At 69.5% G+C, this 25,663-nt stretch carries 26 protein-coding genes and 1 tRNA gene; 19 read left to right on the plus strand and 8 right to left on the minus strand.

Annotation, left to right across the window (positions count from 1 at the left end; genetic code table 11):
• The first annotated feature begins 282 nt into the window (after nt 1–282).
• The 4 genes from ileS to ndk are packed head-to-tail and all read left to right on the plus strand — an operon-like array spanning nt 283 to nt 6,027.
• On the plus strand, nt 283–3,825 hold the full coding sequence (gene ileS, locus EY822_RS12910; protein WP_150308616.1) for an isoleucine--tRNA ligase: 3,543 nt from the start codon (nt 283–285) through the stop codon (nt 3,823–3,825).
• Entirely contained in the window at nt 3,822–5,204 is a 1,383-nt protein-coding gene (locus tag EY822_RS12915; protein ID WP_150308617.1) for a bifunctional folylpolyglutamate synthase/dihydrofolate synthase, read from the plus strand. The genes ileS and EY822_RS12915 overlap by 4 nt, the downstream gene beginning before the upstream one ends.
• Nucleotides 5,201–5,608 (plus strand): DUF4233 domain-containing protein, encoded by a 408-nt coding sequence (locus EY822_RS12920; RefSeq protein ID WP_227497279.1) that lies wholly within the window; start codon nt 5,201–5,203, stop codon nt 5,606–5,608. Before EY822_RS12915 ends, EY822_RS12920 begins: the two co-directional genes overlap by 4 nt.
• The gene (gene ndk / locus EY822_RS12925) at nt 5,605–6,027 is read left to right on the plus strand and encodes a nucleoside-diphosphate kinase (RefSeq protein WP_150308619.1); all 423 of its coding nucleotides are present in this window, start codon (nt 5,605–5,607) and stop codon (nt 6,025–6,027) included. Before EY822_RS12920 ends, ndk begins: the two co-directional genes overlap by 4 nt.
• A gap of 74 nt (nt 6,028–6,101) precedes the next feature.
• Here ndk and EY822_RS12930 read toward each other — a convergent pair whose 3' ends face one another.
• The 5 genes from EY822_RS12930 to EY822_RS12950 all read right to left on the minus strand — a co-directional run bounded on the left by EY822_RS12930 (nt 6,102) and on the right by EY822_RS12950 (nt 9,762).
• Nucleotides 6,102–6,854, minus strand: a complete 753-nt coding sequence (locus EY822_RS12930; protein ID WP_150308620.1) for an ABC transporter permease — start codon at nt 6,852–6,854, stop codon at nt 6,102–6,104.
• Nucleotides 6,851–7,759, minus strand: a complete 909-nt coding sequence (locus EY822_RS12935; RefSeq protein ID WP_150308621.1) for an ABC transporter ATP-binding protein — start codon at nt 7,757–7,759, stop codon at nt 6,851–6,853. Before EY822_RS12935 ends, EY822_RS12930 begins: the two co-directional genes overlap by 4 nt.
• The gene (locus tag EY822_RS12940; protein WP_150308622.1) at nt 7,756–8,052 is read right to left on the minus strand and encodes a transcriptional regulator; all 297 of its coding nucleotides are present in this window, start codon (nt 8,050–8,052) and stop codon (nt 7,756–7,758) included. Before EY822_RS12940 ends, EY822_RS12935 begins: the two co-directional genes overlap by 4 nt.
• A 1-nt stretch (nt 8,053) precedes the next feature.
• The gene (locus tag EY822_RS12945) at nt 8,054–8,920 is read right to left on the minus strand and encodes a hypothetical protein (protein WP_227497280.1); all 867 of its coding nucleotides are present in this window, start codon (nt 8,918–8,920) and stop codon (nt 8,054–8,056) included.
• A gap of 233 nt (nt 8,921–9,153) precedes the next feature.
• Complete coding sequence (locus EY822_RS12950; RefSeq protein ID WP_150308624.1) at nt 9,154–9,762, minus strand: vitamin K epoxide reductase family protein; 609 nt, start codon at nt 9,760–9,762, stop codon at nt 9,154–9,156.
• A 242-nt stretch (nt 9,763–10,004) separates the two neighbouring features.
• On the opposite strand from EY822_RS12950, the gene EY822_RS12955 reads away from it, so the two are divergent.
• Nucleotides 10,005–12,920, plus strand: coding sequence for an Rne/Rng family ribonuclease (locus EY822_RS12955; protein ID WP_406610335.1), 2,916 nt, complete (start codon nt 10,005–10,007; stop codon nt 12,918–12,920).
• A 15-nt stretch (nt 12,921–12,935) separates the two neighbouring features.
• On the opposite strand, the gene EY822_RS12960 is transcribed toward EY822_RS12955, so the two are convergent.
• Nucleotides 12,936–13,202 carry a DUF4031 domain-containing protein gene (locus EY822_RS12960; RefSeq protein ID WP_150308625.1) on the minus strand — a complete coding sequence of 89 codons (267 nt, stop codon included), beginning with the start codon at nt 13,200–13,202 and terminating at the stop codon, nt 12,936–12,938.
• A gap of 276 nt (nt 13,203–13,478) precedes the next feature.
• On the opposite strand from EY822_RS12960, the gene rplU reads away from it, so the two are divergent.
• The 11 genes from rplU (at nt 13,479) to EY822_RS13015 (ending at nt 20,772) form a co-directional block, all read left to right on the plus strand.
• Nucleotides 13,479–13,787, plus strand: a complete 309-nt coding sequence (rplU, locus tag EY822_RS12965) for a 50S ribosomal protein L21 (protein WP_150308626.1) — start codon at nt 13,479–13,481, stop codon at nt 13,785–13,787.
• Between the two features lie 34 nt (nt 13,788–13,821).
• Complete coding sequence (rpmA, locus tag EY822_RS12970; protein WP_150308627.1) at nt 13,822–14,079, plus strand: 50S ribosomal protein L27; 258 nt, start codon at nt 13,822–13,824, stop codon at nt 14,077–14,079.
• A gap of 101 nt (nt 14,080–14,180) precedes the next feature.
• Complete coding sequence (obgE, locus tag EY822_RS12975; RefSeq protein ID WP_150308628.1) at nt 14,181–15,692, plus strand: GTPase ObgE; 1,512 nt, start codon at nt 14,181–14,183, stop codon at nt 15,690–15,692.
• Entirely contained in the window at nt 15,679–16,467 is a 789-nt protein-coding gene (gene proB, locus EY822_RS12980; protein WP_150308629.1) for a glutamate 5-kinase, read from the plus strand. Before obgE ends, proB begins: the two co-directional genes overlap by 14 nt.
• A 245-nt stretch (nt 16,468–16,712) precedes the next feature.
• Nucleotides 16,713–17,978 carry a glutamate-5-semialdehyde dehydrogenase gene (locus EY822_RS12985; protein ID WP_150308630.1) on the plus strand — a complete coding sequence of 422 codons (1,266 nt, stop codon included), beginning with the start codon at nt 16,713–16,715 and terminating at the stop codon, nt 17,976–17,978.
• Nucleotides 17,979–18,040: 62 nt separating this feature from the next.
• Nucleotides 18,041–18,259 carry a hypothetical protein gene (locus tag EY822_RS12990; protein WP_150308631.1) on the plus strand — a complete coding sequence of 73 codons (219 nt, stop codon included), beginning with the start codon at nt 18,041–18,043 and terminating at the stop codon, nt 18,257–18,259.
• Nucleotides 18,260–18,273: 14 nt separating this feature from the next.
• Nucleotides 18,274–18,873 carry a nicotinate-nucleotide adenylyltransferase gene (gene nadD / locus EY822_RS12995; RefSeq protein WP_150308632.1) on the plus strand — a complete coding sequence of 200 codons (600 nt, stop codon included), beginning with the start codon at nt 18,274–18,276 and terminating at the stop codon, nt 18,871–18,873.
• Nucleotides 18,870–19,610 carry a hypothetical protein gene (locus EY822_RS13000; protein WP_150308633.1) on the plus strand — a complete coding sequence of 247 codons (741 nt, stop codon included), beginning with the start codon at nt 18,870–18,872 and terminating at the stop codon, nt 19,608–19,610. The genes nadD and EY822_RS13000 overlap by 4 nt, the downstream gene beginning before the upstream one ends.
• A 50-nt stretch (nt 19,611–19,660) precedes the next feature.
• Nucleotides 19,661–20,032: a ribosome silencing factor gene (gene rsfS, locus EY822_RS13005; RefSeq protein WP_150308634.1), complete on the plus strand. Its 372-nt coding sequence runs from the start codon at nt 19,661–19,663 to the stop codon at nt 20,030–20,032.
• Between the two features lie 79 nt (nt 20,033–20,111).
• A tRNA-Ala gene (locus tag EY822_RS13010) sits at nt 20,112–20,187 on the plus strand.
• A 57-nt stretch (nt 20,188–20,244) separates the two neighbouring features.
• Complete coding sequence (locus EY822_RS13015) at nt 20,245–20,772, plus strand: aldehyde dehydrogenase (RefSeq protein ID WP_227497281.1); 528 nt, start codon at nt 20,245–20,247, stop codon at nt 20,770–20,772.
• Nucleotides 20,773–20,815: 43 nt separating this feature from the next.
• Here EY822_RS13015 and EY822_RS13020 read toward each other — a convergent pair whose 3' ends face one another.
• Both EY822_RS13020 and EY822_RS13025 read right to left on the minus strand, forming a co-directional pair.
• Nucleotides 20,816–21,067 carry a nuclease gene (locus EY822_RS13020; protein WP_150308635.1) on the minus strand — a complete coding sequence of 84 codons (252 nt, stop codon included), beginning with the start codon at nt 21,065–21,067 and terminating at the stop codon, nt 20,816–20,818.
• Between the two features lie 267 nt (nt 21,068–21,334).
• On the minus strand, nt 21,335–21,541 hold the full coding sequence (locus EY822_RS13025; RefSeq protein WP_150308636.1) for a hypothetical protein: 207 nt from the start codon (nt 21,539–21,541) through the stop codon (nt 21,335–21,337).
• Nucleotides 21,542–21,752: 211 nt separating this feature from the next.
• Here EY822_RS13025 and EY822_RS13030 point away from each other — a divergent pair, with 211 nt between their 5' ends.
• From EY822_RS13030 to EY822_RS13040, 3 genes are read left to right on the plus strand one after another with little or no spacing between them, the layout of a single operon-like run.
• Complete coding sequence (locus EY822_RS13030) at nt 21,753–22,541, plus strand: DeoR/GlpR family DNA-binding transcription regulator (RefSeq protein ID WP_150308950.1); 789 nt, start codon at nt 21,753–21,755, stop codon at nt 22,539–22,541.
• Nucleotides 22,538–23,503, plus strand: coding sequence for a 1-phosphofructokinase family hexose kinase (locus EY822_RS13035; protein ID WP_150308637.1), 966 nt, complete (start codon nt 22,538–22,540; stop codon nt 23,501–23,503). Before EY822_RS13030 ends, EY822_RS13035 begins: the two co-directional genes overlap by 4 nt.
• 41 nt (nt 23,504–23,544) lie before the next feature.
• A complete protein-coding gene (locus tag EY822_RS13040) occupies nt 23,545–25,611 on the plus strand; it encodes a PTS fructose transporter subunit IIABC (RefSeq protein ID WP_150308638.1) in 2,067 nt (688 codons plus the stop codon).
• Nucleotides 25,612–25,663 lie beyond the last annotated feature (52 nt).

The raw sequence follows: 25,663 nt of genomic DNA on the forward strand, positions 1-25,663 counted from the left end.
ACCCGGCCGGAGCGAGCCGGCGGGATCCGTCGCCGGGGCGCGGGAGTCGAGTAGGCTGGGCGCACAGGCACCGATCCGGCCATCACCGGGGAGCCTTCGGAAGAACGGCACCCGTCCGCGGGCGCCCACTAGACCCGAACGGGACTGGCCCGTCACAGCCAACGAATGAGCGGTTCCGATTCGTGACGCAGCGGATCGGAGCAAGCGGGGTGGTACCGCGATCACCGCCGGACTCCGGTGGCGTTCGTCCTCGTGCAGAGATCCAACGCTGCCAGGAGAGCCATGACCTACCCCCGCCCCTCATCCGGGTCCGACGGCACACCGCACGCCGGAACGCCCGCGACCGGTGCCCCCGCCGATGGCACAACGTCGCCCGTCGCCCGCTCCGTTTCGCCGTCCCCGAGCTTCCCGGCCATCGAGGAGGAGGTGCTCGGCTTCTGGCACGCCGACGGCACCTTCCAGGCGTCTATCGACCAACGCCAGGGCGACCCGGAGTGGGTCTTCTACGACGGCCCGCCCTTCGCGAACGGGCTCCCGCACTACGGTCACCTGCTCACCGGCTACGCGAAGGACGTCTTCCCGCGCTTCCAGACCATGCGCGGCAAGCAGGTGCACCGCCGCTTCGGCTGGGACACCCACGGACTGCCCGCCGAGCTCGAGGCGGAGCGGCAGCTCGGCATCACCGACAAGAGCGAGATCGAGAAGATGGGCATCGCGGCGTTCAACACCGTGGCCCGCGAGGCCGTGCTGCGCTACACCGGCGAATGGCAGGACTACGTCACCCGGATGGCGCGCTGGGTCGACTTCGAGAACGACTACAAGACCCTCGACATCACCTTCATGGAGTCGGTGATCTGGGCGTTCAAGCAGCTGCACGAGAAGGGCCTCGCCTACGAGGGCTACCGCGTGCTGCCGTACTGCTGGCGCGACCAGACCCCGCTGTCGAACCACGAGCTGCGCATGGACGACGACGTCTACAAGATGCGCCAGGACCAGTCGGTCACGGTCACCTTCCCGCTCGTCGGCATGAAGGCGGAGGCCCTCGGTCTCACCGGCGTGCGCGCGCTCGCCTGGACGACGACCCCGTGGACGCTGCCGACCAACATGGCGCTCGCCGTGGGACCCGAAATCGAGTACTCCGTCGTACCGAGCGGGCCGAACGGCACGCCCGATTCCGAGGCACCCGACAGCCTCGGCGAGCACCGCCCCGCGAATCTCACGACCGAGGTGCTGGGCGCCGAGTACCTCATCGCCACCGAGATGGTGGGCAACTACGCCAAGGACCTCGGCTACGACTCGGCCGAGGACGCGCGCGCAGCCGTGTCCCGCACCGTGCGCGGTGCCGACCTCGACGGCGTGCGCTACGACCGCCTCTGGGACTACTACGCCGACACCGAGACGCACGGCACGGAGCACGCGTGGCAGGTGCTGGTGGCCGACTACGTCACCACCACCGAAGGCACCGGCATCGTCCACCAGGCTCCCGCGTACGGCGAGGACGACCAGGTGGTGTGCGCCGCGGCCGGCATCCCGGTGCTCATCTCGGTGGACGACGGCGGCCGGTTCCTGCCCATCATCGAGGAGGTCGCGGGGCTGCAGGTGTTCGAGGCGAACAAGCCGCTCACCCAGCTCCTGAAGGCCAAGGGCCGCCTGCTGCGCCAGGCCAGCTACGAGCACTCCTATCCGCACTGCTGGCGGTGCCGCAACCCGCTCATCTACAAGGCCGTGTCCAGCTGGTTCGTGCGGGTGACCGAGTTCCGCGACGACATGGAGAGCATCAACCAGGACATCACCTGGGTACCCGACAATGTGAAGGACGGCCAGTTCGGCAAGTGGATCGGCAATGCCCGGGACTGGTCGATCTCGCGCAACCGCTACTGGGGGTCGCCGATCCCCGTGTGGAAGAGCGACGACCCTGCGTATCCGCGAATCGACGTGTACGGGTCGCTCGACGAGCTCGAGGCCGACTTCGGCGTGCGCCCGCACGACCTCCACCGCCCGTACATCGACGAACTCACCCGGCCGAACCCCGACGACCCGACCGGGAAATCGACCATGCGCCGCATCCCCGACGTGCTCGACGTGTGGTTCGACTCGGGATCGATGCCGTTCGCCCAGGTGCACTACCCCTTCGAGAACCAGGAGTGGTTCGACAGCCACAACCCCGCCGACTTCATCGTGGAGTACATCGGTCAGACCCGCGGCTGGTTCTATACACTGCACGTGCTCTCCACCGCCCTGTTCGACCGGCCGGCATTCCGCAACGTGGTCAGCCACGGCATCGTGCTCGGCAGCGACGGGCAGAAGATGTCGAAGTCGTTGCGCAACTATCCGGACGTGAACGAGGTGTTCACCCGCGACGGCTCCGACGCGATGCGCTGGTTCCTCATGTCGAGCTCCGTGCTGCGCGGCGGCAACCTCGTCGTCACCGAGGAGGGCATCCGCGAGGGCGTGCGCCAGGTGCTCCTGCCGCTCTGGAGCACCTGGTACTTCTTCTCCCTCTACGCCAACACCGCGCGCGCGGGCTCGGGTGAGTCGGTCCCTGAGCTCGTCGAAGGGACGTTCGTGGAGGGGGCCGTCCCTTCGACAGGCTCAGGGACCGTGGGCCGCTCGGGGACCGTGGGCCGCTCGGGGACCGTGGGCCGCTCGGGAACCGTCGACGGTGCGTACCACGCGGAGTGGCGCACGGACTCGACCGACCCCCTCGACCGGTACATCCTCGCCAAGACGGCGCGACTCATCGACGACGTGACCACCGACCTCGAAAACCTCGACAGCTCGCTCGCCTCCGCGAAGGTGCGCGACTTCGCCGATGTGCTCACCAACTGGTACGTACGCCGCTCCCGGGACCGCTTCTGGGCGGGCGTGACCACCGACGGAACCGGCGCGCGGGAGACCGGAACCGAGGCCTTCGACACGCTGTACACCGTGCTCGAGACGCTCACCCGTGTGGCCGCGCCCCTGCTGCCCCTCGTCACCGAGCGGATCTGGAAGGACCTCACCGGCGGCCGCAGCGTGCACCTCACCGACTGGCCCACCTCGGACGCCTTTCCGGTCGACGACGAGCTCGTACGGGCGATGGATGCGGTGCGCACCATCAGCTCCAGCGCGCTCTCGCTGCGCAAGGCATCCGGGCTCCGCGTCCGGCAGCCGCTCGCGGGTCTCACCGTGGTCATCTCCGGCACCGACGGCCTCGGCCGGTTCGAGTCCATCCTGCGCGACGAACTCAACGTCAAGACGGTGACCCTCGTGGAGCTCGAGGCGGGAAGCGCCGGTTCCTTCGGCGTGACGTCGCGGCTCACGGTCAACGCGCGCGTCGCCGGCCCCCGGCTCGGCAAGGGAGTGCAGGCGGTACTCGCTGCCGCCCGCGCCGGCGACTGGACGGAGCAGGACGGCACGGTGACCGCCGGCGGTGTGCCGCTCGTCGAGGGGGAGTACGAGCTGCGGCTGGAGGCGTCGGGAGGCGCCGACGGAGCGGCTCTCGCGCTGCTGCCCGGCGGCGGATTCCTGCTGCTCGACACCGCGCTCACCACGGAACTCGAGGCGGAGGGTCTGGCACGCGACGTGGTGCGCGCCGTGCAGGACGCCCGCAAGGCGGCGGGTTTCGAGGTCAGCGACCGCGTCGCCCTCGTGCTGACCGCACGCGACGACACCGCCGTGGCCGCGATCACCGCGCACCGCGACCTCATCTCGCGCGAGACGCTGGCCGTGGAACTGGTCACCGAGCTCGCCGGCGTCGACGAATCCGTGGATGCCGTCGACGCTCACACATGGAAGGCTGTAGGCCGGGGATCCTCGGTGCGGATTGAGGTAGCGAAGCGATGACGAACGACTCCTGGGACGACACGGACGACGACCTCTTCGCCGCGGCGGCCGACGGCGTGTACTCCGCGCTGCTCGACCGCATGGGCGAGGCGGCGCCGCAGCCCCGGCTCGCCGCCACCCGGCGCGTGGCGGAACTCCTCGGCGATCCGCAGCGCGCCTACCCGGTCATCCACGTGACGGGGACGAACGGCAAGACGTCGACCAGCCGCATCAGCGAGAGCATCCTCCGCGCACACGGACTGCGGACCGGGCTGTTCACGAGCCCGCACCTCGTGCGGGTGAACGAGCGGATCGCGATCGACGGCGAGCCCATCTCGAACGAGGCGCTCGTGCGCAACTGGGAAGACATCTCGCCGTACCTGGCGATGGTGGACACGGAGCTCACCACCGCGGGGGAACCGCCCCTCACCTACTTCGAGGCGCTCACCGCCCTGGCGTTCGCGTGTTTCGCCGATGCGCCGGTCGACGTGGCGGTGCTCGAGGTCGGCATGGGCGGCGAGTGGGACTCCACCAACGTGGCCGACGGCCAGGTCGCCGTGTTCACGTCGATCTCCCTCGACCACACGTCGCGGCTCGGGAACACCGTCGCCGAGATCGCCCGCACCAAGTCCGGCATCATCAAGCCGTCGTCCGACGTGGTCAGCGCCGCGCAGTCGGACGAGGTGCTGTCTGAACTGCGCCGCGCCGCCGCCCTCACCGAGTCCACCTTCGGCACGGAGGGCGACGCCTTCTCGCTGCTGTCGAACACCGTCGCGGTGGGTGGGCAGGTCCTCACCGTGCAGGGGATCGCCGGCCGGTACGCCGATCTCTTCCTGCCGCTGTTCGGCGACCATCAGGCGCAGAACGCGACGGTGGCGATCGCCGCCGTCGAGACGTTCCTCGGTGGCGGCTCCCAGCAGCTCGCCACCGACGTGGTCGCCGAAGGACTCGCCACCGTGACGTCGCCGGGTCGGCTGCAGGTGATCGGCACCGAACCGACCGTGCTCGTGGACGCCGCGCACAACCCCGGCGGCGCCCAGGCCCTCGCCGGCGCCCTCTCCGACTACTTCACCTTCGACAGGGTGACCGCGGTGCTCGGCGTGCTGGGGGACAAGGACGTGGACGGCATCGTGCGCGCGCTCGACCCGGTGGTGTCGACGTTCCTGGTGACGCAGTCGCCATCCGAACGGGCGACCGACGTCGACGAGCTCGCCGCCGCCGTAGTACGTATCGTCGGCCCCGACCGTGTCACGGTGGAACCGAACATCCGCACCGCCCTCGACGTGGCCCGGGACGAGGCGTCGGGCACCGATCGTGGCGCCGTGCTCGTGACCGGGTCGATCCTGCTCGTCGGGGAGGCGATCACCATCGCCGCGGACGAGGGATGGAAGGGCGCGTGACCGCGACAGCACCGGGGCGTGCGCGACCACCGAGGTCGACCAAGCAGACGCTCGGCTCGATCGTGATCGGTTTCGAGTTCATCGTGGTGTTCCTCGCGGCGCTTGTGGCGTTCGGTCTCGAGGTCGTGCCCGCAACGGTGGCACTCGGCGGCGGAGGAGCGCTGCTCGCGCTCATGCTCGTCACCATGTATCTGCTGCGCTATCCCGTGGGCTTCGTGCTCGGGTGGACCGTGCAGCTGCTCGTCTTCGCCAGCGGACTCGTGCTGCCGGCCATATTCGTGGTCGGGGCGTTCTTCGCCGCACTGTGGGCGTACTGCATGATCGCGGGCGCCCGCATCGACCGAGAGAAAGCCGCCGCGCAGAGCGCGTGGACAACGGCCGAGACACAGGAGGAAAACCCATGACCGCATCCGTTGAGGAAACGCTCGTTCTGGTCAAGCCCGACGGAGTCGCCCGCAACCTGACCGGCGAGATCCTGCGCCGCATCGAGGCGAAGGGCTACCAGCTCGTCGACGTGCGGATGGTGCAGGCCAGCCGCGAGCTTCTCGCGCAGCACTACGAGGAGCACCAGGGCAAGCCGTTCTACGAGCCGCTCGTGGAGTTCATGGAGTCGGGCCCGGTCGTCGCGTTCCGAGTCGCCGGAAACCGGGTCATCGAGGGCTTCCGCTCCCTCGCCGGCACCACCGACCCCACCACCGCTGCCCCGGGCACCATCCGGGGCGACCTCGGCAGGGACTGGGGACTCAAGGTGCAGCAGAACCTCGTGCACGGATCCGACTCGCCGGAGTCGGCCGCCCGCGAGCTCGCGCTCTGGTTCGACTGATCCATCGTCCCTCCCGGTGAGGTGCCCGGATCCGCATCGACTCGCGTAGTCGGGCGGATCCCGGTGCCTCACGGTCAGCGGTAGCGTCGGCCCTCGTCGCGCCGGAAGAGGACCAGGGCCAGCGCGAAGGTGACCACGGTCCAGACGGCCCAGCCGATCCACGCCCACGCGGGAAGGTCGCTGCCGGTGACCGCCCACACGACCAGCTCGCGGGAGTGCCGGGACGGCAGGAACCGCGACAGGACGTCGAGCCAGCCCGGGAACATCACGGGCGGCAGGAAGAGCCCGCCGCCGAACGCCAGCCCGAACATGAGTACCTGCACCACCGCGATGGCCGCTTTCGACGGCATCGAGTAGCCGATGCAGATGCCGATGAACATGAACGGCAGCGCGGAGAGCCCGAGCGTGAGCAGACCGGCCAGCACCTGCGGGCCGGTCGCACTGGCCTGGGTGAGGAGCGCACCGAGTATGACCACTGGCACCACGGACGCGAGCCCGAGCATCCCGGTGGAGAACACCTGGCCCAGCACGCGGGACATGCCGGGCGCGGGCAGCGTGCGCAGATACGGGTCCCAGGGCTTCTCGCGGGCCTCGGCGATGTTCAGGCCGAAGCTGAACAGCGAGTTCGCCAGGACGGCGAAGACGCACAGCGACAGCACCGCCTGAGTGGCGAAGGCGGGATTCTCCGCCACGGCGCGCTGCGGAATCACGAAGAAGAGCAGCGACAGCGCGGGGAACACCAGCCCGCCGATGATCGCGATCGGCACCCGTGCCGTCTCGATGAGCAGGTACTTCGCGTGAACCCCGGCGAGGGCGAGGACGGTCATGATGCGTGCTCCGTGGTTCGGGGGATCGACTCTTCGGTGAGGGAGAGGAACGCCTCCTCCAGTGTCGCGCCGCGGACGGTGAGCTCGGCAAACGGCACGCCGCTCGGGATGAGGGCGCGGAGGAAGGCGTCCGAGTCCGGCACGGACAGCGTGAGCATGCCGTCGGCATCCGCCTCGCAGGTGAGAACACCCGGCAGAGCGCGGATGCGGTCGGGCTCGGGGGAGCGGAGACGGATGAGCCGCAGGCCGACCCGTCCGACCACATTCGCGAGGCTGTCGTCGGCGAGCACCCGTCCGGCGCCCATCACCACCACCCGCTGGGCGAGGGCCTCGATCTCCTCCAGGTAGTGGCTCGTCACCACCACGGTCGCTCCGGCGTCGTGCTGCCGCCGGAGTGCCGCCCACAGCGTGCGGCGGGCATCCACGTCGAGTCCGGTCGTGGGCTCGTCGAGCAGCACCAGGCGCGGCCTGCCGACGAAGGCGAGGGCCACGCTGAGCCGGCGTTTCTGACCGCCCGAGAGGGCGCCCGTCTGCCGGCGGAGCAGGTCGCCGAGCCCGAACTCGTCGGCCAGCTCCCCCCGCGGCACCGGATCGGCGAAGTGCTTGCCCACGAAGTCGATGACCTCCCCCGCCCGGAGCGTCGGAGGCAGAGCGGTCTCCTGGGGCGTGCTGCCGAGGCGTGAACGGGAGGCGGCGTCGCGAGGGTCGCCGCCGAACAGGCGCACCGTGCCGGACGTCGGTCGACGGAGTCCCTGCAGGAGCGAGATGACGGTCGTCTTTCCGGCACCGTTCGGTCCGAGCAGGCCCAGGATGACGCCGGGGTCGATCGTGAGACTCACGTCGTTCACGGCCGTGAGGTCGCCGTAGCGCCGCGTGACCCGGTCGAGCGTGGCGAGTGCGGTCATGACGTTTCTCCCAGCAGTAGTCGGAGGGTCTCGGTGTAGTCCTCGAAGGCGCGTCGTCCGCTCGTGCTGAGGCTGAGGTACGTGACCGGGGTGCGACCCGAGTGGGTCTTCGCGACCTCGACGTATCCGGCCTCTTCCAACCGGCGCAGGTGGGTCGACAGGTTGCCCGCCGTCATATCGAGGAGTTCCTGGAGCCGGGGGAACGACATCCGGTCCCCGGGTGGGATCCGGGCGAGGGTGGCGGTGATCCGCAGTCGCGCGGCGGCGTGGATGACCGGATCGAGTTCGGCCATGTCAACTCCCGGTGCGTCGGAGGCGGGCCGCCATGATCCCCGCGCCGACGAGGAAGGCGCCGCCTCCGCCGAGGGCCATGACGAGATTGTTGGTCGGCTGACCGAAGAACGGCGCGACGGACCCGAGCACGAGGAGCACGATGCCCAGCGCGAGCTGGCTCTTGTCCCGCCAGAGCGCCGCGCCCGCGAAGTAGAGCGTGCCGGCCATGAGCGCGTAGGCCGACGGGAAGTACACCGAGGCGAGCTCGGGGGAGAGGCCGTTGGAGATCAGTCCCATCCCCAGCAGCGCGAACGCGAACCCGGACGCCGACCAGGAGATGCCGTACACCGCGCCCGGAAAGTCGGACGCCCCGCGCACCCCGGCGTTGATGCGCATCCCGATCACCGCGGACGCGACGATGGAGCCGAGGATCAGCACGCCGAACGAGATGCCGGCGATCGGGAGCGGCACCGAGAACCAGGGGTTGCCGCCCGGCCAGCCCGACCAGAGGAGCAGGAAGCCCACCAGCCAGGCGATGCCCCAGATGGCGTAGAGCCAGGGAACGGGGGAGAGCAGTGTGGCGTCGACCCGCCGCTCCTGCTGCTCCAGCAGCGCGAGCATCTCGGCTGGATCGGGATCGGGATCGGGATCGGGATCGGGATCGGGATCGGGATCGGGATCGTGGTGCGAGTCGTGGTCTTGCGGGTCGTGGTCGTGGTGCGGGGAGTCCGGCATGGTGTCCTCAATCGGTGCGGTGCGGTGCGGTGCGGTGCGGTGCGGTGCGGTGCGGTGCGGTGCGGTGCGGTGCCGTGCGGTGCCGCGGTGGGTGCGGGGCGGGTCGGCGGCGAAGACCGGTGCGGTCGCCGATGGCGTCGGTCGGATCTCCATGGATAACTTTGTAGCACAAACTAGTTTGCAGCGCGAGGGTAGATCGACTTCAGTCATCGCGTCGCCCCCTCCTCGTCGCGTCGCCCTCCCCGTCGCTCCGGTTCCGCGTCGCCGCTACACATATTGCACAAGCGGGGACGGGGAACGGGTGCGGGGACGCGCAACGGGCGCGGGGAGGAGCGGCGGGCGCGGGGAGGAGCGGCGGCGGCGGGGGAGGGTGGCGCGGCGGCGGGTCAGCCGAACAGCACGCGCGGGAGGTGCGGGAACACGGCGAGGATGATCAGGGCGAAGACGGCGTAGTTCGCGACCACGATCGCCCAGGCGAAGGGCCACATCCCGCGTCCCGCTCGGGTCAGGGCCGCGGGAACGGCCAGCAGCCCCCGCGACGCGGTGAAGAGCAGCGAGAACCAGAACAGGGGGATCGTGGCGAGCCAGACGAGCATGCACCACGGGCACAGCACGCCGATGGAGAACACCGTCTGCGTGAACAACCAGGTGACGAACGCCCACGCGCCCCCGAGCCCGACAACGAAGAGGGTCCAGAACCACCGGGCGAACCGGGCACCGGCCAGAAGTCCCACGCCGACGGCCATCGGGGCGACGAATCCGGCCACCCCGAGCAGCGGATTGGGGAAGCCGAACAGGGAACCCTGCCAGCTCTCGATCACCGTGCCGCACGACACGAACGGGTTCACGTCGCAGGCGAGCGACTCGCCCGGGCGTTCCAGCAATGTCATCCGCTCCAGCACCAGGATGAACGACGCCACCCAGCCCGAAGCGCCCGTCAGCAGCAGGAATATCGCGTAACCGACGGACCGGTACTGCGGTCCCGTCGGCGTCATGCGAGCGAGTCTGCCACAGCGCGCGCTCCGCCCCGGCCGGGAAGGCATGCGATAATGGCTGTCAGTCGCCCACGCCGCGCGTGGCGACATCACTACAAGTCTTACCGGGCACCACCCGGACCACGTGGCCCAGCCAGTGTCGGATAGCCAGTTCCGATAAAGCGTCAACAAATACAGGTACGAAAAAACAAGCGTGGGACCGTAGCCATGAGCCGGTCCGAAATGCACAGGATTAGCGGAATCTGCTCCGGCAGGCACCGCGCGAGAGAGTAACCGCAGTCGGGCGGCGCGGCCGCCGGGTGCGGTCAAGGAGTGCACCAGCAGTGGTGGAAAAGAATGAGAGTGGCGGCGGCATTCGTGGCCTGTTCGGCTGGAGGACTAGCCGCAAGGCCGGGCCGAAGCACGAACCGACCGCCGCGCCCGAAACCCCGACCGGCGAAAGCCCAGCGGGTCGCGACTCCGCGACGGCCGCAGACCACACCGACAATCCAGCGAGGCGGTCGCTCAGCGATCGCGTCCGCGCACAGAAGGCGGAGAACGCCGTGACCGAAGACATCACCCCCCAGACCATCGACCAGGACGCCGAGCTCGACGCCCGCACCGGCCAGACCGGCGGCGACCAGTCCGGCACCGACCAGCGTTCCGAGCCGCCGGTGCAGGCGCCACGGCCACTCACCACGGCTCTCCTGTTCCAGGCGCCGGATCTCCCCGCCCTCCCGCCGCGACCGAATCGACGGAGCGACCGCAACGACTTCGATGACTTCGAGGCCGACTTCGTCGATGAGCGCGCCGATCGGAGCGGCTCGAACGACCGCAACGACGCCGACCGCACCAACCGTGGCGCGCGCGACGACCGTGACGGCGACGGATCATCCGTGCGCCGTCGTGCCCGCCGTCGCCCGGGCGACGAGAACCGTGCCGGCGACAACGACCCGAAGAACACCGTCGTCAAGGTGCGAACACCGCGTGAGCGCGAGGCACCGGAGCAGATCACCGAGCCCCAGCGCATCAAGGGTTCCACGCGGCTCGAGGCGAAGAAGCAGCGTCGCCGCGACGGACGGGACGCCGGCCGCCGCCGCCCGGTGGTGACCGAGGCCGAGTTCCTCGCCCGCCGGGAGTCGGTCGACCGGAGCATGGTCATCCGCGCCCGGGACAACCGCATCCAGATCGGCGTGCTCGAGGACGACGTGCTCGTGGAGCACTACGTCGCGCGGGCGCAGGAGGCGTCGCTCATCGGCAACGTGTACCTGGGACGCGTGCAGAACGTGCTGCCGAGCATGGAGGCGGCGTTCGTCGACATCGGCCGCGGACGCAACGCCGTGCTCTACTCCGGCGAGGTCGACTGGGAGGCTGCGGCGGAGAACTCGTCCAGCAACAACCAGCCGCGCCGCATCGAGCTCGCCCTGAAGCCGGGCGACAAGGTGCTCGTGCAGGTCACGAAGGATCCCATCGGCCACAAGGGCGCCCGCCTGACCAGCCAGATCTCGCTGCCCGGCCGCTACCTCGTGTACGTGCCCAACGGGTCGATGAACGGGATCAGCCGCAAGCTTCCCGACACGGAGCGCGCCCGCCTGAAGAAGATCCTCAAGGAGGTGCTGCCGGAGAACACCGGCGTGATCGTGCGCACCGCCGCGGAAGGCGCAACCGAGGAGCAGCTCACCCTCGACGTCAAGCGCCTCACCACGCAGTGGGCCGAGATCTCGCGCCAGGTGGAGACCCAGTCGGCCCCGTACTCGCTGCACAGCGAGCCGGACCTGCTCATCAAGATCATCCGCGACGTCTTCAACGAGGACTTCCAGAAGCTCGTCATCTCGGGTGACGACGCCCGCGGCACGATCGAGACATACCTCAGTCAGGTCGCCCCCGACCTCCTCGATCGCGTGGAGCGGTACGAGGGATCCACCGACGTCTTCGACGAGTACCGCATCACCGAGCAGATCGAGAAGGCGCTCGACCGCAAGGTGTGGTTGCCGTCGGGCGGCTCCCTCGTGATCGACCGCACCGAGGCCATGACCGTGGTCGACGTCAACACCGGCAAGTTCGTGGGCTCCGGCGGAAACCTCGAGGAGACGGTCACCAAGAACAATCTGGAGGCCGCCGACGAGATCGTGCGTCAGCTCCGCCTGCGCGACATCGGCGGCATCATCGTCGTCGACTTCATCGACATGGTGCTCGAGACGAACCGCGACCTCGTGCTGCGCCGACTGCTCGAGTGCCTGAGCCGGGATCGCACCAAGCACCAGGTCGCCGAGGTCACCTCGCTCGGTCTCGTGCAGATGACCCGGAAGAAGCTCGGGCTCGGCCTGCTCGAATCGTTCAGCGAGAACTGCGAGGCGTGCGCCGGGCGCGGCATCATCGTGCAGCACGACCCGCTGGTGAAGCACCGGCAAAGCGTGCAGCCGGAAATGTCGTCATCCCGTCGTCGGGGCAAGGGCAGCGGCGACTCCAACCGTGGATCGTCGAACTCCGGGTCATCCACCAGCGGCACCAACAACGGTGGCGGCAACAACGGCAACGGGAACGGCGGGGGCGCGACCTCGGGCGGTGGCAGCGTCAAGTCCACCCACGGCATCACCGAGGACGCGCGCAATGCCCTCGCCAAGATCGCCACGAGCACGATCGTCTCCGCGCTGCAGGAACGTGCCGCGGAGGACCCCACCGTGCCGGACCTGGCCGTCGAGGAGCCCGTCGTCACTCCGGCCGTTCCCGACGTGCCGGCGGAGACGTCGGCTCCGGTGACGCCGCCCCGCGGCTCACGGTCCCGTCGCGCATCCTCGTCGGGTGGGGCCGGTACGTCGGTGACCCCGGTCGCCGATGCTGCCCCGTCCGACGGCGCGCAGGGAACTCTCCCCGCGAATGCGGCATCGGAGGTTCCTGCGCATGTCGCCATCCTCGACATCCCCGTCACCAAGGCGGTGCGCGAGCCGCGCCGGGTGAGCAAGCAGGACGCCGAGGAGTTGCTGGGCTCCGTGCTCAGTGCCCTCCCCGAGCCGAAGGAGCCGGGCAAGGGGCGCTCGCGGAGCCGCCGGGTGAGCACCGCGACCCTGTCGGCACCCATCACGCCCGCCGGGGACGCGGGCCACAGCGATGATGCCGGCACGAGCGACGCCACGGCGGCGGACCGGGGCCCGGACCGGAACGACGGCGCGGGCGAGTAGATCAGGCGGGGTGCGTCAGCGTCGATCGCGCTGACGCACCCGCAGTCCGCTCGCCACGAGGCGCAGCACCAGCTCTCGGTTGCCCACCGGTACGGCGCCCGCGGCGACGAGCGAGGCGTAGCGCGCCTCCGGCACGTCGTAGTGGTCGAGATCGAAGCTCCGGCGGGGGATGCCGTTGACGTCGGCGAACGCGTGCAGCTCGGCCAGGGTGCTGTCACTGACGAGGTGGGACCAGAGGGTGTCGTGGGCGGGCCACATCGGACGGTCGATCAGCACGGTCATGGTCGCAGTCTAGGCAGGCGACCGCCCGCCGTCGGCGCACACGAGGGCAGCGGCGGATCGGCTCGGATTCGCGGACACGCCGCGCGAACGCGGGTCGGCTCCGTTTGACCGGCTAGTCTCGATCAAGTAAAGTTGACCGCTGGCGTGCGTTAGGCAAAGCCTACGAGATCGCCGCAGACTTCCTCAGAGTCAGACACGAGCGTCACGACACAGGTTCGGTTCGATGACGGACGTGTCCTCATATGCAGGATCCCCGAGAGAAATTAGGTACGAGAAGTGGTTTACGCAGTAGTGCGCGCCGGTGGCCGCCAGGAAAAGGTCGAGGTCGGAACCATCGTCACGATGGACCGCAAGAAGGCTGACAAGGACGGCAACGTCCAGCTCCCCGCCGTCCTGCTCGTCGACGGCGACACGATCACCTCCGACGCGGCGTCGCTCGCGAAGGTCACCGTGACGGCCGAGGTTCTGAACGACCTCCGCGGTCCCAAGATCGTCATCCAGAAGTTCAAGAACAAGACCGGTTACAAGAAGCGCCAGGGGCACCGTCAGGAGCTCACGCGCGTCAAGGTCACCGAAATCGCGTAGTCCCCACACCCGTTAGTCAGGAAGAGATCAGCACATGGCACACAAAAAGGGCGCGAGTTCCACTCGCAACGGTCGCGACTCCAACGCACAGCGCCTCGGCGTGAAGCGCTTCGGCGGTCAGGTCGTCTCCGCGGGCGAGATCATCGTCCGCCAGCGCGGCACGCACTTCCACCCCGGCGTCAACGTCGGTCGTGGTGGCGACGACACCCTGTTCGCCCTCGAGGCTGGCTCGGTCCAGTTCGGCGCGAAGGGCGGCCGCAAGGTCGTCAACATCGTCGCAGCGGCTGTCTGACGCTCAACGACACACTGTGCAAGCGAAGAGGCGGGCTTCGGCCCGCCTCTTCGCGTTAACGAACGAGACCTGCCTCCGCGGGTGAAAGGACGGACTGTCCCATGGCGACATTCGTTGACACCGTGACACTTCACCTCCGGGCGGGCAACGGCGGGGACGGCTGCGTCTCCGTGAAGCGCGAGAAGTTCAAGCCCCTCGCGGGACCCGACGGCGGGAACGGGGGCAACGGCGGCGACATCGTGCTGGTGAGCGACCCTCAGGTCACCACGCTGCTCGGGTACCACCGCGGACCGCACCGCTCATCCAGCAACGGCGGACCCGGCATGGGCGACCACCGCAACGGCGCGAGTGGCGAGACGCTCGAGCTGACCATCCCCGTGGGCACCGTCGTGTCCGATGCGGAGGGCAACCAGCTCATCGACATGTCCGAACCCGGGATGCGCTTCGTCGTGGCCCCGGGCGGCCAGGGCGGACTGGGCAACGCCGCCCTGTCCTCAACCAAGCGCAAAGCGCCGGGTTTCGCCCTGCTCGGCACGCTCGGCTGGGAGGGCGACGTCGTCCTCGAGCTGAAGACGGTGGCGGATGTCGCACTGGTCGGCTACCCCTCGGCCGGCAAGTCCAGCCTCGTCGCCGCGCTCTCCGCGGCCCGACCCAAGATCGCCGAGTACCCGTTCACCACGCTCCACCCGAACCTCGGCGTGGTGCAGGCGGAGCAGACCCGCTACACGATCGCGGACGTGCCCGGTCTCATCGAGGGTGCGAGCGAGGGCAAAGGCCTGGGGCTCGAGTTCCTCCGTCACGTGGAACGCTGCACGGCGCTGCTGCACGTGCTCGACTGCGCCACGCTCGACCCCGGTCGCGACCCGATCAGCGACCTCGACGTCATCCTCGGCGAGCTCGCGGCATACCCGGTGCCCGACGGCCAGATCCCTCTGCTCGACCGGTCGCAGCTGATCGCGCTCAACAAGGTCGACGTGCCCGAGGCGAAGGATCTCGCCGCGCTCGTGCGTCCGGAGCTCGAAGCTCGCGGCTACCGCGTGTTCGAGATCTCCGCGGCCTCGCACGAGGGACTGCGTTCGCTCTCCTTCGCGTTGGCCGAGCTCGTTGAAGCCGAGCGCAAGGCCGCCGCCGAAGCGCCCGTGAAGCAGCGCATCGTGCTGCGTCCCAAGGCGGTGGACGAGGAGAGCTTCGTCGTGCGGGTGGAGGGCGGCACCTACGGCAACGTGTACCGCATCCTCGGCGCCAAGCCGGAGCGCTGGGTGCAGCAGACCGACTTCACCAACGACGAGGCGGTGGGCTTCCTCGCCGACCGCCTGGCCAAGGTGGGGGTGGAGGACCAGCTGTTCAAGGCCGGCGCCTCGGCCGGCTCGACCGTCATCATCGGCCCGGGCGACGGGGTCGTGTTCGACTGGGAGCCCACGCTCGGCTCGACGGCGGAGCTCATCACCGGGCCCCGCGGTTCGGATGCGCGACTCGAGTCCTCCGACCGGCGCACGAACGTGAAGCGCCGCGAGACGTACACCGAGCGCATGGACGCCAAGGCGGCCGCCCGAGCCGAGCTCGTGCGCGAGCGCGAGGCCGGACTCTGGGCCGAGGACGATGACCGTTCGTAGTCGGGACGACATCCTCTCCGCACGCCGCATCGTGGTCAAGGTGGGGTCGTCGTCGATCAGCGGGAAGAACGCGGGTCAGATCGAACCGCTGGTCACCGCGCTGGCGGAGGCGCACGCGCGGGGCGTCGAGGTGCTGCTGGTGTCGTCGGGCGCCATCGCGACCGGTATGCCCTATCTGAAACTCGACGTGCGTCCCGATGACCTCGCCACCCAGCAGGCCGCGGCCGCCGTGGGCCAGAACGTGCTGATCTACCGCTACCAGGACAGCCTCGACCGCTTCGGTATCACCGCCGGTCAGGTGCTGCTCACCGCCGGTGACCTCGAGCACCCCACGCCGCGGAGCAACGCCGAGCGCGCGATGCACCGGCTGCTCGGCCTGCGCATCCTGCCGATCATCAACGAGAACGACACCGTGGCCACCCACGAGATCCGCTTCGGCGACAACGACCGGCTCGCCTCCCTCGTGGCGCAGCTCGTGAACGCCGATCTGCTCGTGCTGCTCTCGGACGTGGACGCGCTGTACACGCGCCCTCCACAGGAGCCCGGTGCGGAGCCGATCCGGCACGTGCCGTTCGGCGACGACCTGCCCGGCGTGATCGTGGGCAGCGTGGGCACCGGGCTCGGTACCGGGGGAGCGACCACGAAGGTCGCCGCCGCCCGCTTCGCCACCGCATCCGGTGCCGGGGTGCTGCTCGCCGCGACCGCCGACGTCGCCTCCGCCCTCCGTGGCGACCCCGTCGGCACCTTCTTCGACCCGGCGCCGCACGGTCCCTGAGCCTGTCGAAGGGACAATACCTGCGGGTTGTCATCGATGCGCCACAGTTTCGGCCGATCGCCCGCGAATCAGCGGGCGCTATTGACGGAAACGGTGGCGCATCCGACCGCAACGGGCGCGCGTGACCGAGACCGCGTCGCACCGCCCCCGGCGAAGCCCGCCTGCACCCACACCACCCACACCACCCGCATCCCGCCGCCCCGCACCGCACCGACCAGCGCCCACCGCTCTCGTAGGATGCTCCTATGCCGAACACGCTCGAACGCACCTCCCTGGACGAGCGGCTCTCCGCCGCCAAGCGGGCATCCGCCGTGCTCGCCACCGCCACCGCGGACCAGAAGAACCGCGGGCTCCGGGCCATCGCGGATGCGGTGCGCGGCAACATCGAGCGCATCACGCCGGCGAACCGCCTCGACCTCGACATCGGCGCGAGCAACGGACTGTCGACGGGACTCCTCGACCGCCTCACCCTCGACGAACGCCGCCTCGGCGCCCTCGCGGATGCGGTACTCGAGATCGCGGCGCTCGTCGACCCGGTCGGCGAGGTGATCGGCGGCAAGACGCTGCCGAACGGGCTGAAGCTCAGTCAGGTGCGGGTTCCCTTCGGTGTGGTCGGCGCGATCTACGAAGCGCGGCCCAACGTGACGATCGACATCGCGGCCCTCGCGCTGAAGAGCGGCAACGCCGCGGTACTGCGCGGCGGAAGCGCCGCCGAGAACACCAACCGGGTGCTCGTCGAGCTCATCTCCGACGCTCTCGAGAGCGTCGGACTGCCCGGAGACGCGGTGCAGACCGTCGACGACTTCGGTCGGGCGGGCGCCGCTCACCTCATGCGCGCCCGCGGCTTCATCGACGTGCTCATCCCGCGGGGGAGCGCCGACCTCATCAACACCGTCGTCGCCGAATCCACCGTGCCCGTCATCGAGACGGGCGCCGGAGTGGTGCACGTCTTCCTCGACGAAAGCGCGTCCGAAGAGTGGGCCGTCGACATCGTGCACAACGCGAAGGTGCAACGACCGAGCGTCTGCAACGCGATCGAGACGCTGCTGGTGCACCGTGATGCCGCCGACCGCCTGCTCCCCCCGGTGGTGCGGGCACTGACCGCGTCGGGGGTGACCATCCACGGCGACGACCGCGTGCGCCGCCTGGTGCCGGATGCCGTGCCCGCCACCGAGGACGACTGGCGCGCCGAGTACTACACCCTCGATCTCGCGGTGGCGATCGTGGACGACCTCGATGCCGCGCTCGCGCACATCGCCGAGTACTCCACGCACCACACCGAGTCGATCGTGACGAACGATCACGCGAACGCCGAGCGTTTCCTCGCCGAGGTCGACTCCGCCGTGGTGATGGTGAACGCGTCGACTCGGTTCACCGATGGCGGCGAGTTCGGTTTCGGCGCGGAGGTCGGCATCTCCACGCAGAAGCTGCACGCGCGCGGCCCGATGGGCCTCCCGGAACTCACCAGCACCAAGTGGCTGGTGCGCGGGTCGGGGCACGTGCGCGCCTGACGCGTGGCTTAAGCTGGGTTCTGCGCGCGTCCATCCACGCGCATCCGCCGATCGGAGATTTCATGCAGCACGTCGCTCTCGCCGCCCTCACCGCATTCGAGTCCGAGTTCGCTCGTGAGCTTCCGTTCCCGGCCTGGGTCTTCGGAGCGATCGCGCTCTCGATCTTCTTCGTTCTCGGCATCGTGGTGTGGAGCTACCGCGACGTGGCGAACCGGCACCGCGGCAAGTTCGAGCGCGGTGCGGCGCCGGAGCAGGGACACGGGACCGGGTCGAGCCACTAGCGCCAGCGACAGCGATGCATGCAGCTGGCGGTCGTCGCCGCATCGGCGTAATGGGTGGAACCTTCGATCCCATCCACCACGGGCACCTCGTGGCCGCCAGCGAGGTGGCGCAATCCCTGGACCTCGACGAGGTGGTGTTCGTCCCGACCGGTGAGCCGTGGCAGAAGCGCGCGGTGAGTTCGGCCGAGCACCGTTACCTCATGACCGTGATCGCGACCGCGGCCAACCCCCGGTTCACCGTCAGCCGGGTGGACATTGACCGCGAGGGCCCCACCTACACGATCGACACGCTCCGCGACCTGCACGCCGAGCGACCGGACGCCGACCTGTACTTCATCTCCGGTGCGGACGCGATCTCGCAGATCCTCAGTTGGAAGGATGTGCACGAGCTCTGGTCGCTCGCCCACTTCGTTGCTGTCACCCGCCCCGGCCACGCGCTCACCGTTAGTCAATTGCCGGAGGGCGACGTAAGCTTGCTGGAGGTTCCGGCACTGGCGATATCTTCGACCGATTGCCGGGCGAGGGTGGGTCGGGGATTCCCGGTCTGGTATTTGGTTCCCGATGGTGTCGTTCAGTACATCTCGAAACACCATCTGTATCGGAGTTCTGTATGACGGAGTTGGTCGATTCGGGCGTGGCTGGTGAGCAGCCGCTGACCCGTCGTCAACTCCGCGAACGAGAGCGGATGCTCGCCCAGCAGCACCCGCAACAGGTCGGTGACGCGGATGCTGTCCCCGCAGCAGAGAACGCCTATACCGAACCGGCGCCCACCGAGGGTGCATCGATCGGCCACGATCCCATCAAACACGTCGCCTCTTTTCCGAGCCCGGCGCACGCGTCGAGTGCCGCGCAATCGGCCGCCGGCGTGGACGGCGCCGCGAACCCCGATGGTGACGCCGAAAGCCGCGCCGCCGACGACGACTCCGCTGACGCCGCCTGGACCGTGCCCGACACCGGCGGGCACAGCGTGCACACCAGCTGCCTCGTGCTGCCGACCCTTCCCGCTCCTGGGAACACCCACGAGGTCATCGATGGCACGGGCGCCATACTCGTGACCGGATCCATGGAGGCGCCGCTCGCGTCCGGTGCCCCCGGCGCCCTGTCCGACCGTTACGACTCGGCCGAGATCGACCGCCTCATCGACGCCGCCGACGGTGAGGGTCACGTGGTCTTCGACACCGAGCCCGTGAGCGCCACCCGGGCGGTCAGCAATGCCACCTCCGCCAGTGTTCTCATCCGACCGCCGGCGCGCAACCGCATCAGTACGCCCGTCGTCCTGGCGTGCACCGGGGGAGTGCTCCTCGTGGTCGTCGGCACTCTCCTCTCCGTCGCCTTCGGCATGGGGCTGTAGCAGCCCGCCTTCCCATCCCTTCCGTTACCTCTCACCCGATAAAGGACCCTGTGACCGCTACCGAGCACGCACGCACTCTCCTCACCGCAGCCGCCCGGGCTGCCGATTCGAAGCAGGCCGAAGACCTCGTCGCCCTCGACGTGTCGGGGCCGTTACCCCTCACCGATATCTTCCTCATCGCCTCGGCGCGCAACGAACGCAACGTTCTGGCGATCGCGAATGAGATCGAGGACAAGCTCCTCGATCAGGGTTCGAAGCCGCTGCGCCGCGAGGGCCGCGCCGAGGGCCGCTGGGTACTGCTCGACTTCGGTGACCTCGTGGTGCACATCTTCCACGAGGAGGACCGGCTGTACTACTCGCTCGAGCGTCTCTGGAAGGACTGCCCGGTCGTTCCGATCGACATTCCGCAGGTTCCGGCGTAGCCGCGCCCGGTGGCGTACAAAGCAGCCGCCGGGATGTAGTAATCTTGTGGAGTTGTCTTCCGGGGTTCCGGAAGGCTGCGGGTCTGTGGCGCAGCTGGTAGCGCACCTGCATGGCATGCAGGGGGTCAGGGGTTCGAATCCCCTCAGATCCACCACCACCCCGATCGATGGCTGAAACGCCACGGTCGGGGTTTTTGTTGTCGTCGAACGGAATGGCCGTTCCGCGCGACTGCGGGCCCTTCGTCCGGAACCCGGAAATGCTTGGGAAAGGCGCCGACGCAGACGTAGCCTTTTCCTGCGGGCGGTCCCGCTCGCATTCCTCGACAGAAGAAGGCGGCGAAGCAGACATGAGCACGATGATGGACATGATGAAGTCCATGCCTCAGGGCGAGATGGCGATGGACATGACGGAGATGCAGGACTGCATCGAGGCGTGCTCCGCCGCCGCGATGGCGGCGACCATGTGCGCCGACGCGGACGCGGGTCAGGACATGGCGCGGTGCGCGTCGATGTGCCTCAACACCGCGGACGTCGCCACGGCGATGATGCGGATGATGATGCGACCGACCGGATACGACGCGACGGTGATGCGGTCGATGATGATGGCGTGCGTCAGCATGGGTGAGGCCTGCGCAGCCGAATGCGGGGCGCACGCGGAGATGCACGACCACTGCCGCATCTGTGCCGCGGCCTGCGACGCGATGGTGAAGGCCTGTCAGGCGGCGATGCCCGCGGCCTGATGCGGCCCGCACAGCAGATTCCCGTCGGCCGACGTCGCGAGCGTCAGAGGGGAATCGGTCGAGCAGAGTACCAGGACGTGCCGACCGCGAGAATCTCCGCGACCGGATGAGCGGCGACCGGTTCCCCGGGCGACACGACGGCGGAACCGGTCAGTCGGAGAAGCGACCCGTCGAGGAGGATCACGTCGACCACGCCGTGCCGCACCGCGGACACGAGCCCGTCGCACCACGCCCCCGGAGATGCTCCGGCGACCGCGCGCTGAATCGGCAGTAGACCCACAGAACTGTTCGGCACGGCTTCCCTTCCTCGTGCGTCGAGGTTAGGTCGCGCGCCCGCGAAGGGATAGCGGCGTCGTCACACGGCGACACAGTCTGCGACGTCCGGGTGGATTTCCCGATGCCCGGATCCCGGTGTCGGCTCATCATCGACGCACGAGAGAAGTCACGCGCACTCGATAGGCGTTCACCCACGTCCCGCGCGCTCGCCAACGCCGGCAATCCGATACCGGGAGTGCTGGGGGGGGGGGGTCCGCCGACTCGGTCCTCGGTCTGAGGCGAATGGTTACGGGCGGCGGGACCGCTCACGGAGACGGCGCTCGATTCCCGCTACCGCGATCGATCCGACCGCGGCATAGCCGGCGCTGAGGAGCACGTCGGTCCAGTCGGCGTGCCCGCGCACCATTGCGAAGCCCACGATCGCGAACATGGCAGCGGCGATGGCGATGAGAAGGGGGAGCGGTTCCGAGACCCTCCGCTGACGCTCGGCCACGATGCTCCCTCTCGCATGTCAGTGCCGCCGACGCCGGGCGGCGCCTCCTCGGCATCCTCCATTCTGCCGTGCACCCCGAACGGCCCGCACCGTACGCCGCAGCTCATCCACATCAATGTGGAAATGTGTTGTATTCGAGGTGAAGCACAGGTAAAGTCACATAAACACAGATCGACAGACCGCACGCTCGTCAATGGGGACAGGAGAATCGATGTACGCGGAGGAGCGACAGGAGCGTGTGGCGCACCTGATCGAGAGCGAGGGCCGCGTGTCCGTGCTCGATCTGGCCAGCACGTTCGACGTGACCGCCGAGACCGTCCGTCGCGACCTGGCCCAGCTCGAGTCCCGTGGAGTCGTGCGGAGGGTGCACGGCGGGGCCGTGGCGCCATCCCGCACGAGCCGGCTGGAGGAGAGCGTGTCCGCGCGCACCGACCGGAACGCCGCTGCCAAGAGCCGCATCGCCGACGCCGCCCGCACGCTGCTTCCCTCATCGTTCAGCGGAGCCGTGGCCGTCGACGCCGGAACGACCACGGGGCTCCTGGCCGAGCACATCGCCAGGTGGCGCCCGGATGCGGCCCACCGATCGCTCGTCATCATCACCAACGCCGTGTCCATCGCCTCGATCGTCGGAACGAATCCCGATGTCGAGGTGCAGTTGCTCGGCGGACGCCTGAGGGGTATCACGGGTGCTGCCGTGGGGGCGGCCACCGTCGCGCAGTTGCGCGGTGTGCGCCCGGACATCGCCTTCCTCGGCGCGAACGGCGTGCACGCCGACTTCGGACTGAGCACCCCGGATCAGGAGGAGGCCGCCGTCAAGTCCGCCTACGTGACCGCCGCCCGCCGCACCGTCGCTCTCGTCGACGACTCCAAGCTCGGCGAAGAGGCCCTCATGCGGTTCGCCGCCCTCGATGAACTCGACACCCTCATCACCAGTGCGCAGCCGGAGGACCGGCTCGCGTCAGCGCTCACCGACGCCGAAGTGGAGGTGATGGTCGCATGATCGTCACGTTGACCGCCAATCCCAGCCTCGACCGCACCATCGAGCTGTCCGAGCCGCTGCGCCGCGGCGAGGTGCAGCGCGCGTTCGCGACCGAGGAGCAGCCCGGCGGCAAGGGCGTCAACGTGTCTCGCGCGCTGCTCGCATCGGGCCTCGACACGCTCGCCGTGCTGCCCGGGGCCCGCACCGATCCGATGCTGCAGGCCCTCGCCGCCGCTGGCATCCCGTCGGCGAACCTGCCGGTGACCGGACGCATCCGGTCGAACGTCACCCTCACCGAGCCCGACGGCACGACCACGAAGGTCAACGAGCCCGGGCCCACGCTGACCGATTCCGATGCAGAGGCCCTGACCCGGCTCGTCGTCGCATCGTCCGCCGGTGCGACGTGGCTCGTGCTCGCCGGGTCGCTTCCGCCCGGCCTCTCCGACGACTTCTACGCCAGGGTGATCCGTGCCGTGCGGGCGGAGCTCGGGTCGTCAGCTCCCCGCGTCGCGGTGGACTCGTCCGGTGCGCCGCTGTCCGCGCTGTTCGCCGCCGGCGCCCAGGTCGACCTCATCAAACCGAACGCCGAAGAACTGGCCGAGCTCACCGGCGCCGCTGTCGGCGACGCCCTCGAGGACGACGTCGACGCCGCATTCGACGCCGCGCGATCGCTGGTCGGCCCCGGGTGCGCAGCCGTTCTGGCGACCCTCGGTTCCCGCGGCGCGGTGCTCGCCACCGCGGATGGCGGGTGGCTCGCCGAGATGCCCCCGGTGGTGCCGCGCAGCACCGTCGGAGCAGGGGACTCGTCGCTCGCCGGCTATCTGCTGGCCGACGCCGCGCGCCAGCCGCCGGAGCGTCGCCTCGCCCAGGCCGTCGCGCACGGATCGGCCGCCGCCTCCCTGCCCGGAAGCACCATGCCGGCCGCGCACCAGACGCGGCCCGACACGGCCATCCTCCGCAGTCTCTCGTCCCGCACGCCGTAACCGCACTGAACCTCACCCATCCGCCCGATCAGGAGAACACAATGACGTCCCTCATCACCCCCTCACTCGTCGTGCTCGACGAGAACCTCGGCACCGACCGTGCCGGGGTCATCCGCGCACTGGCGCGCCTCGTGGTCGACAGCGGCCGCGCAACCGACACCGAAGCGCTCTTCGCGGACGCATGGGCGAGGGAATCGAAGACCGACACCGGCATCCCGGGTGGCCTCGCGATCCCGCACTGCCGATCCGCGGCCGTGCTCGAACCGACGCTCGCCATGGCGCGACCGAACCCGGGCATTGATTTCGGCTCCGCCGACGCGCCCGCGGACCTGATCTTCTTCATCGCGGCACCCGATGGAGCAGATCAGGCGCACCTCGCGCTGCTGTCCAAGCTCGCCCGCTCCCTCATCAAGCCGGACTTCGTGGCCGCCCTCCGCGAGGCACCGTCGCGCGAGGCCATCGTCTCACTCGTCGACGGCGCTCTCACCGACGCCCCGGCACCCGCACCGGCCACCGCGCCCGCCGCCGCGCCGGCAGCGTCATCGTCCGCGCACCCGGTGAGCGGCGCGCCTGCCACCGCCGGAGCGGCCGGCGCGACGGCGGTAGCGGCCGAGCGCCCCGTGCTCGTGGGCGTCACGGCGTGCCCCACCGGCATCGCGCACACCTACATGGCGGCGGACGCGCTCGTCGCTGCCGCCGACCGGGCCGGTGTCGACCTGCACATCGAGACGCAGGGGTCGTCGAGCACCACGGCGCTCGATCCCGACCTCATCGCCCGAGCATCGGCCGTGATCTTCGCCGTTGACGTCGACGTTCGCGACAAGGGCCGCTTCGCCGGAAAGCCCGTGATCCAGTCGCCCGTGAAGCGCGGCATCGACGCTCCCGACACCATGATCGCGGAGGCCCTCGCGGCCGGGGACGACCCGAACGCCGCCCGCGTCGCCGGAGGTGGCGCCGACGCCGGTGCCCGCACGGTCGGCGCACCGAACGAGCACGCCGGCCAGAAGCTCAAGCGGTGGCTCCTCACCGGCGTCAGCTACATGATCCCCTTCGTCGCCGGCGGCGGCCTCCTCATCGCGCTCGGCTTCCTGCTGGGTGGCTTCGACATCACCGACGACGCCGGGGACATCATCCTCGGCAACAGCCTGTTCAACCTCCCGGAGGGCGGGCTGGCCACGTACCTGGGCGCGGTCGCGTACATCATCGGTGCAGCATCGATGGGCTTCCTCGTTCCCGCCCTCGCCGGGTACATCGCCTACGCGATCGCGGACCGCCCCGGCATCGCCCCGGGCTTCACGGCAGGCGCCGTGGCTCTGATCATGAACGCGGGCTTCCTCGGCGGCCTCGTCGGCGGTCTGCTCGCCGGCGGGATCGCCTACGCGATCGGTCGCATCGACGTGCCGCGCTGGCTCCGCGGGCTCATGCCGGTGGTCATCATCCCGCTGTTCGCCTCCATCGTCGCCTCGGGACTCATGATCGTGATCCTCGGCGGCCCCATCGCCGCGCTGATGTCAGGGCTGAACGACTGGCTGTCCTCGCTCTCGGGCGCCTCGGCGGTGCTGCTCGGCGTCATCCTCGGCGTCATGATGGCGGTCGACCTCGGCGGACCGGTCAACAAGGTCGCCTACGCCTTCGCGGTCGCCGGTCTCGGCGCCGGTGCGGCAGACAACCAGGCGCCGTGGATGATCATGGCGGCGGTCATGGCCGCGGGGATGGTGCCGCCGCTCGCCATGGCGCTCGCCACCGTGCTCGACCGACGCCTGTTCAGCCCGGTCGAGCGCGAGAACGGCAAGGCGGCGTGGTTCCTCGGAGCAGCATTCATCTCCGAGGGGGCGATCCCGTTCGCCGCGGCCGACCCGCTGCGCGTCATCCCGGCGGGCATCGTGGGAAGCGCCCTCACCGGCGCCATCGTGATGGGCGCCGGGGTCACGTCTCAGGCGCCGCACGGTGGAATCGTCGTCTTCTTCGCCATCGGCAACTTCCCGATGTTCCTGCTGGCCATCGCGGCGGGTACCGTTGTCTCGGCGCTCGTCGTGATCGCCCTCAAGCGCTGGGTGGCCAAGAAGCCGGGATCCGTCGACTCGCAGGCGGCGGTTTCCGTAGCCTGAAAGCCCACCCCGTCCGAACCACCCCGTCCCTAACGACACCAAGGAGAACCCC

The sequence above is a fragment of the Planctomonas psychrotolerans genome (assembly GCF_008642235.1).
Taxonomy (GTDB): domain Bacteria; phylum Actinomycetota; class Actinomycetes; order Actinomycetales; family Microbacteriaceae; genus Planctomonas; species Planctomonas psychrotolerans.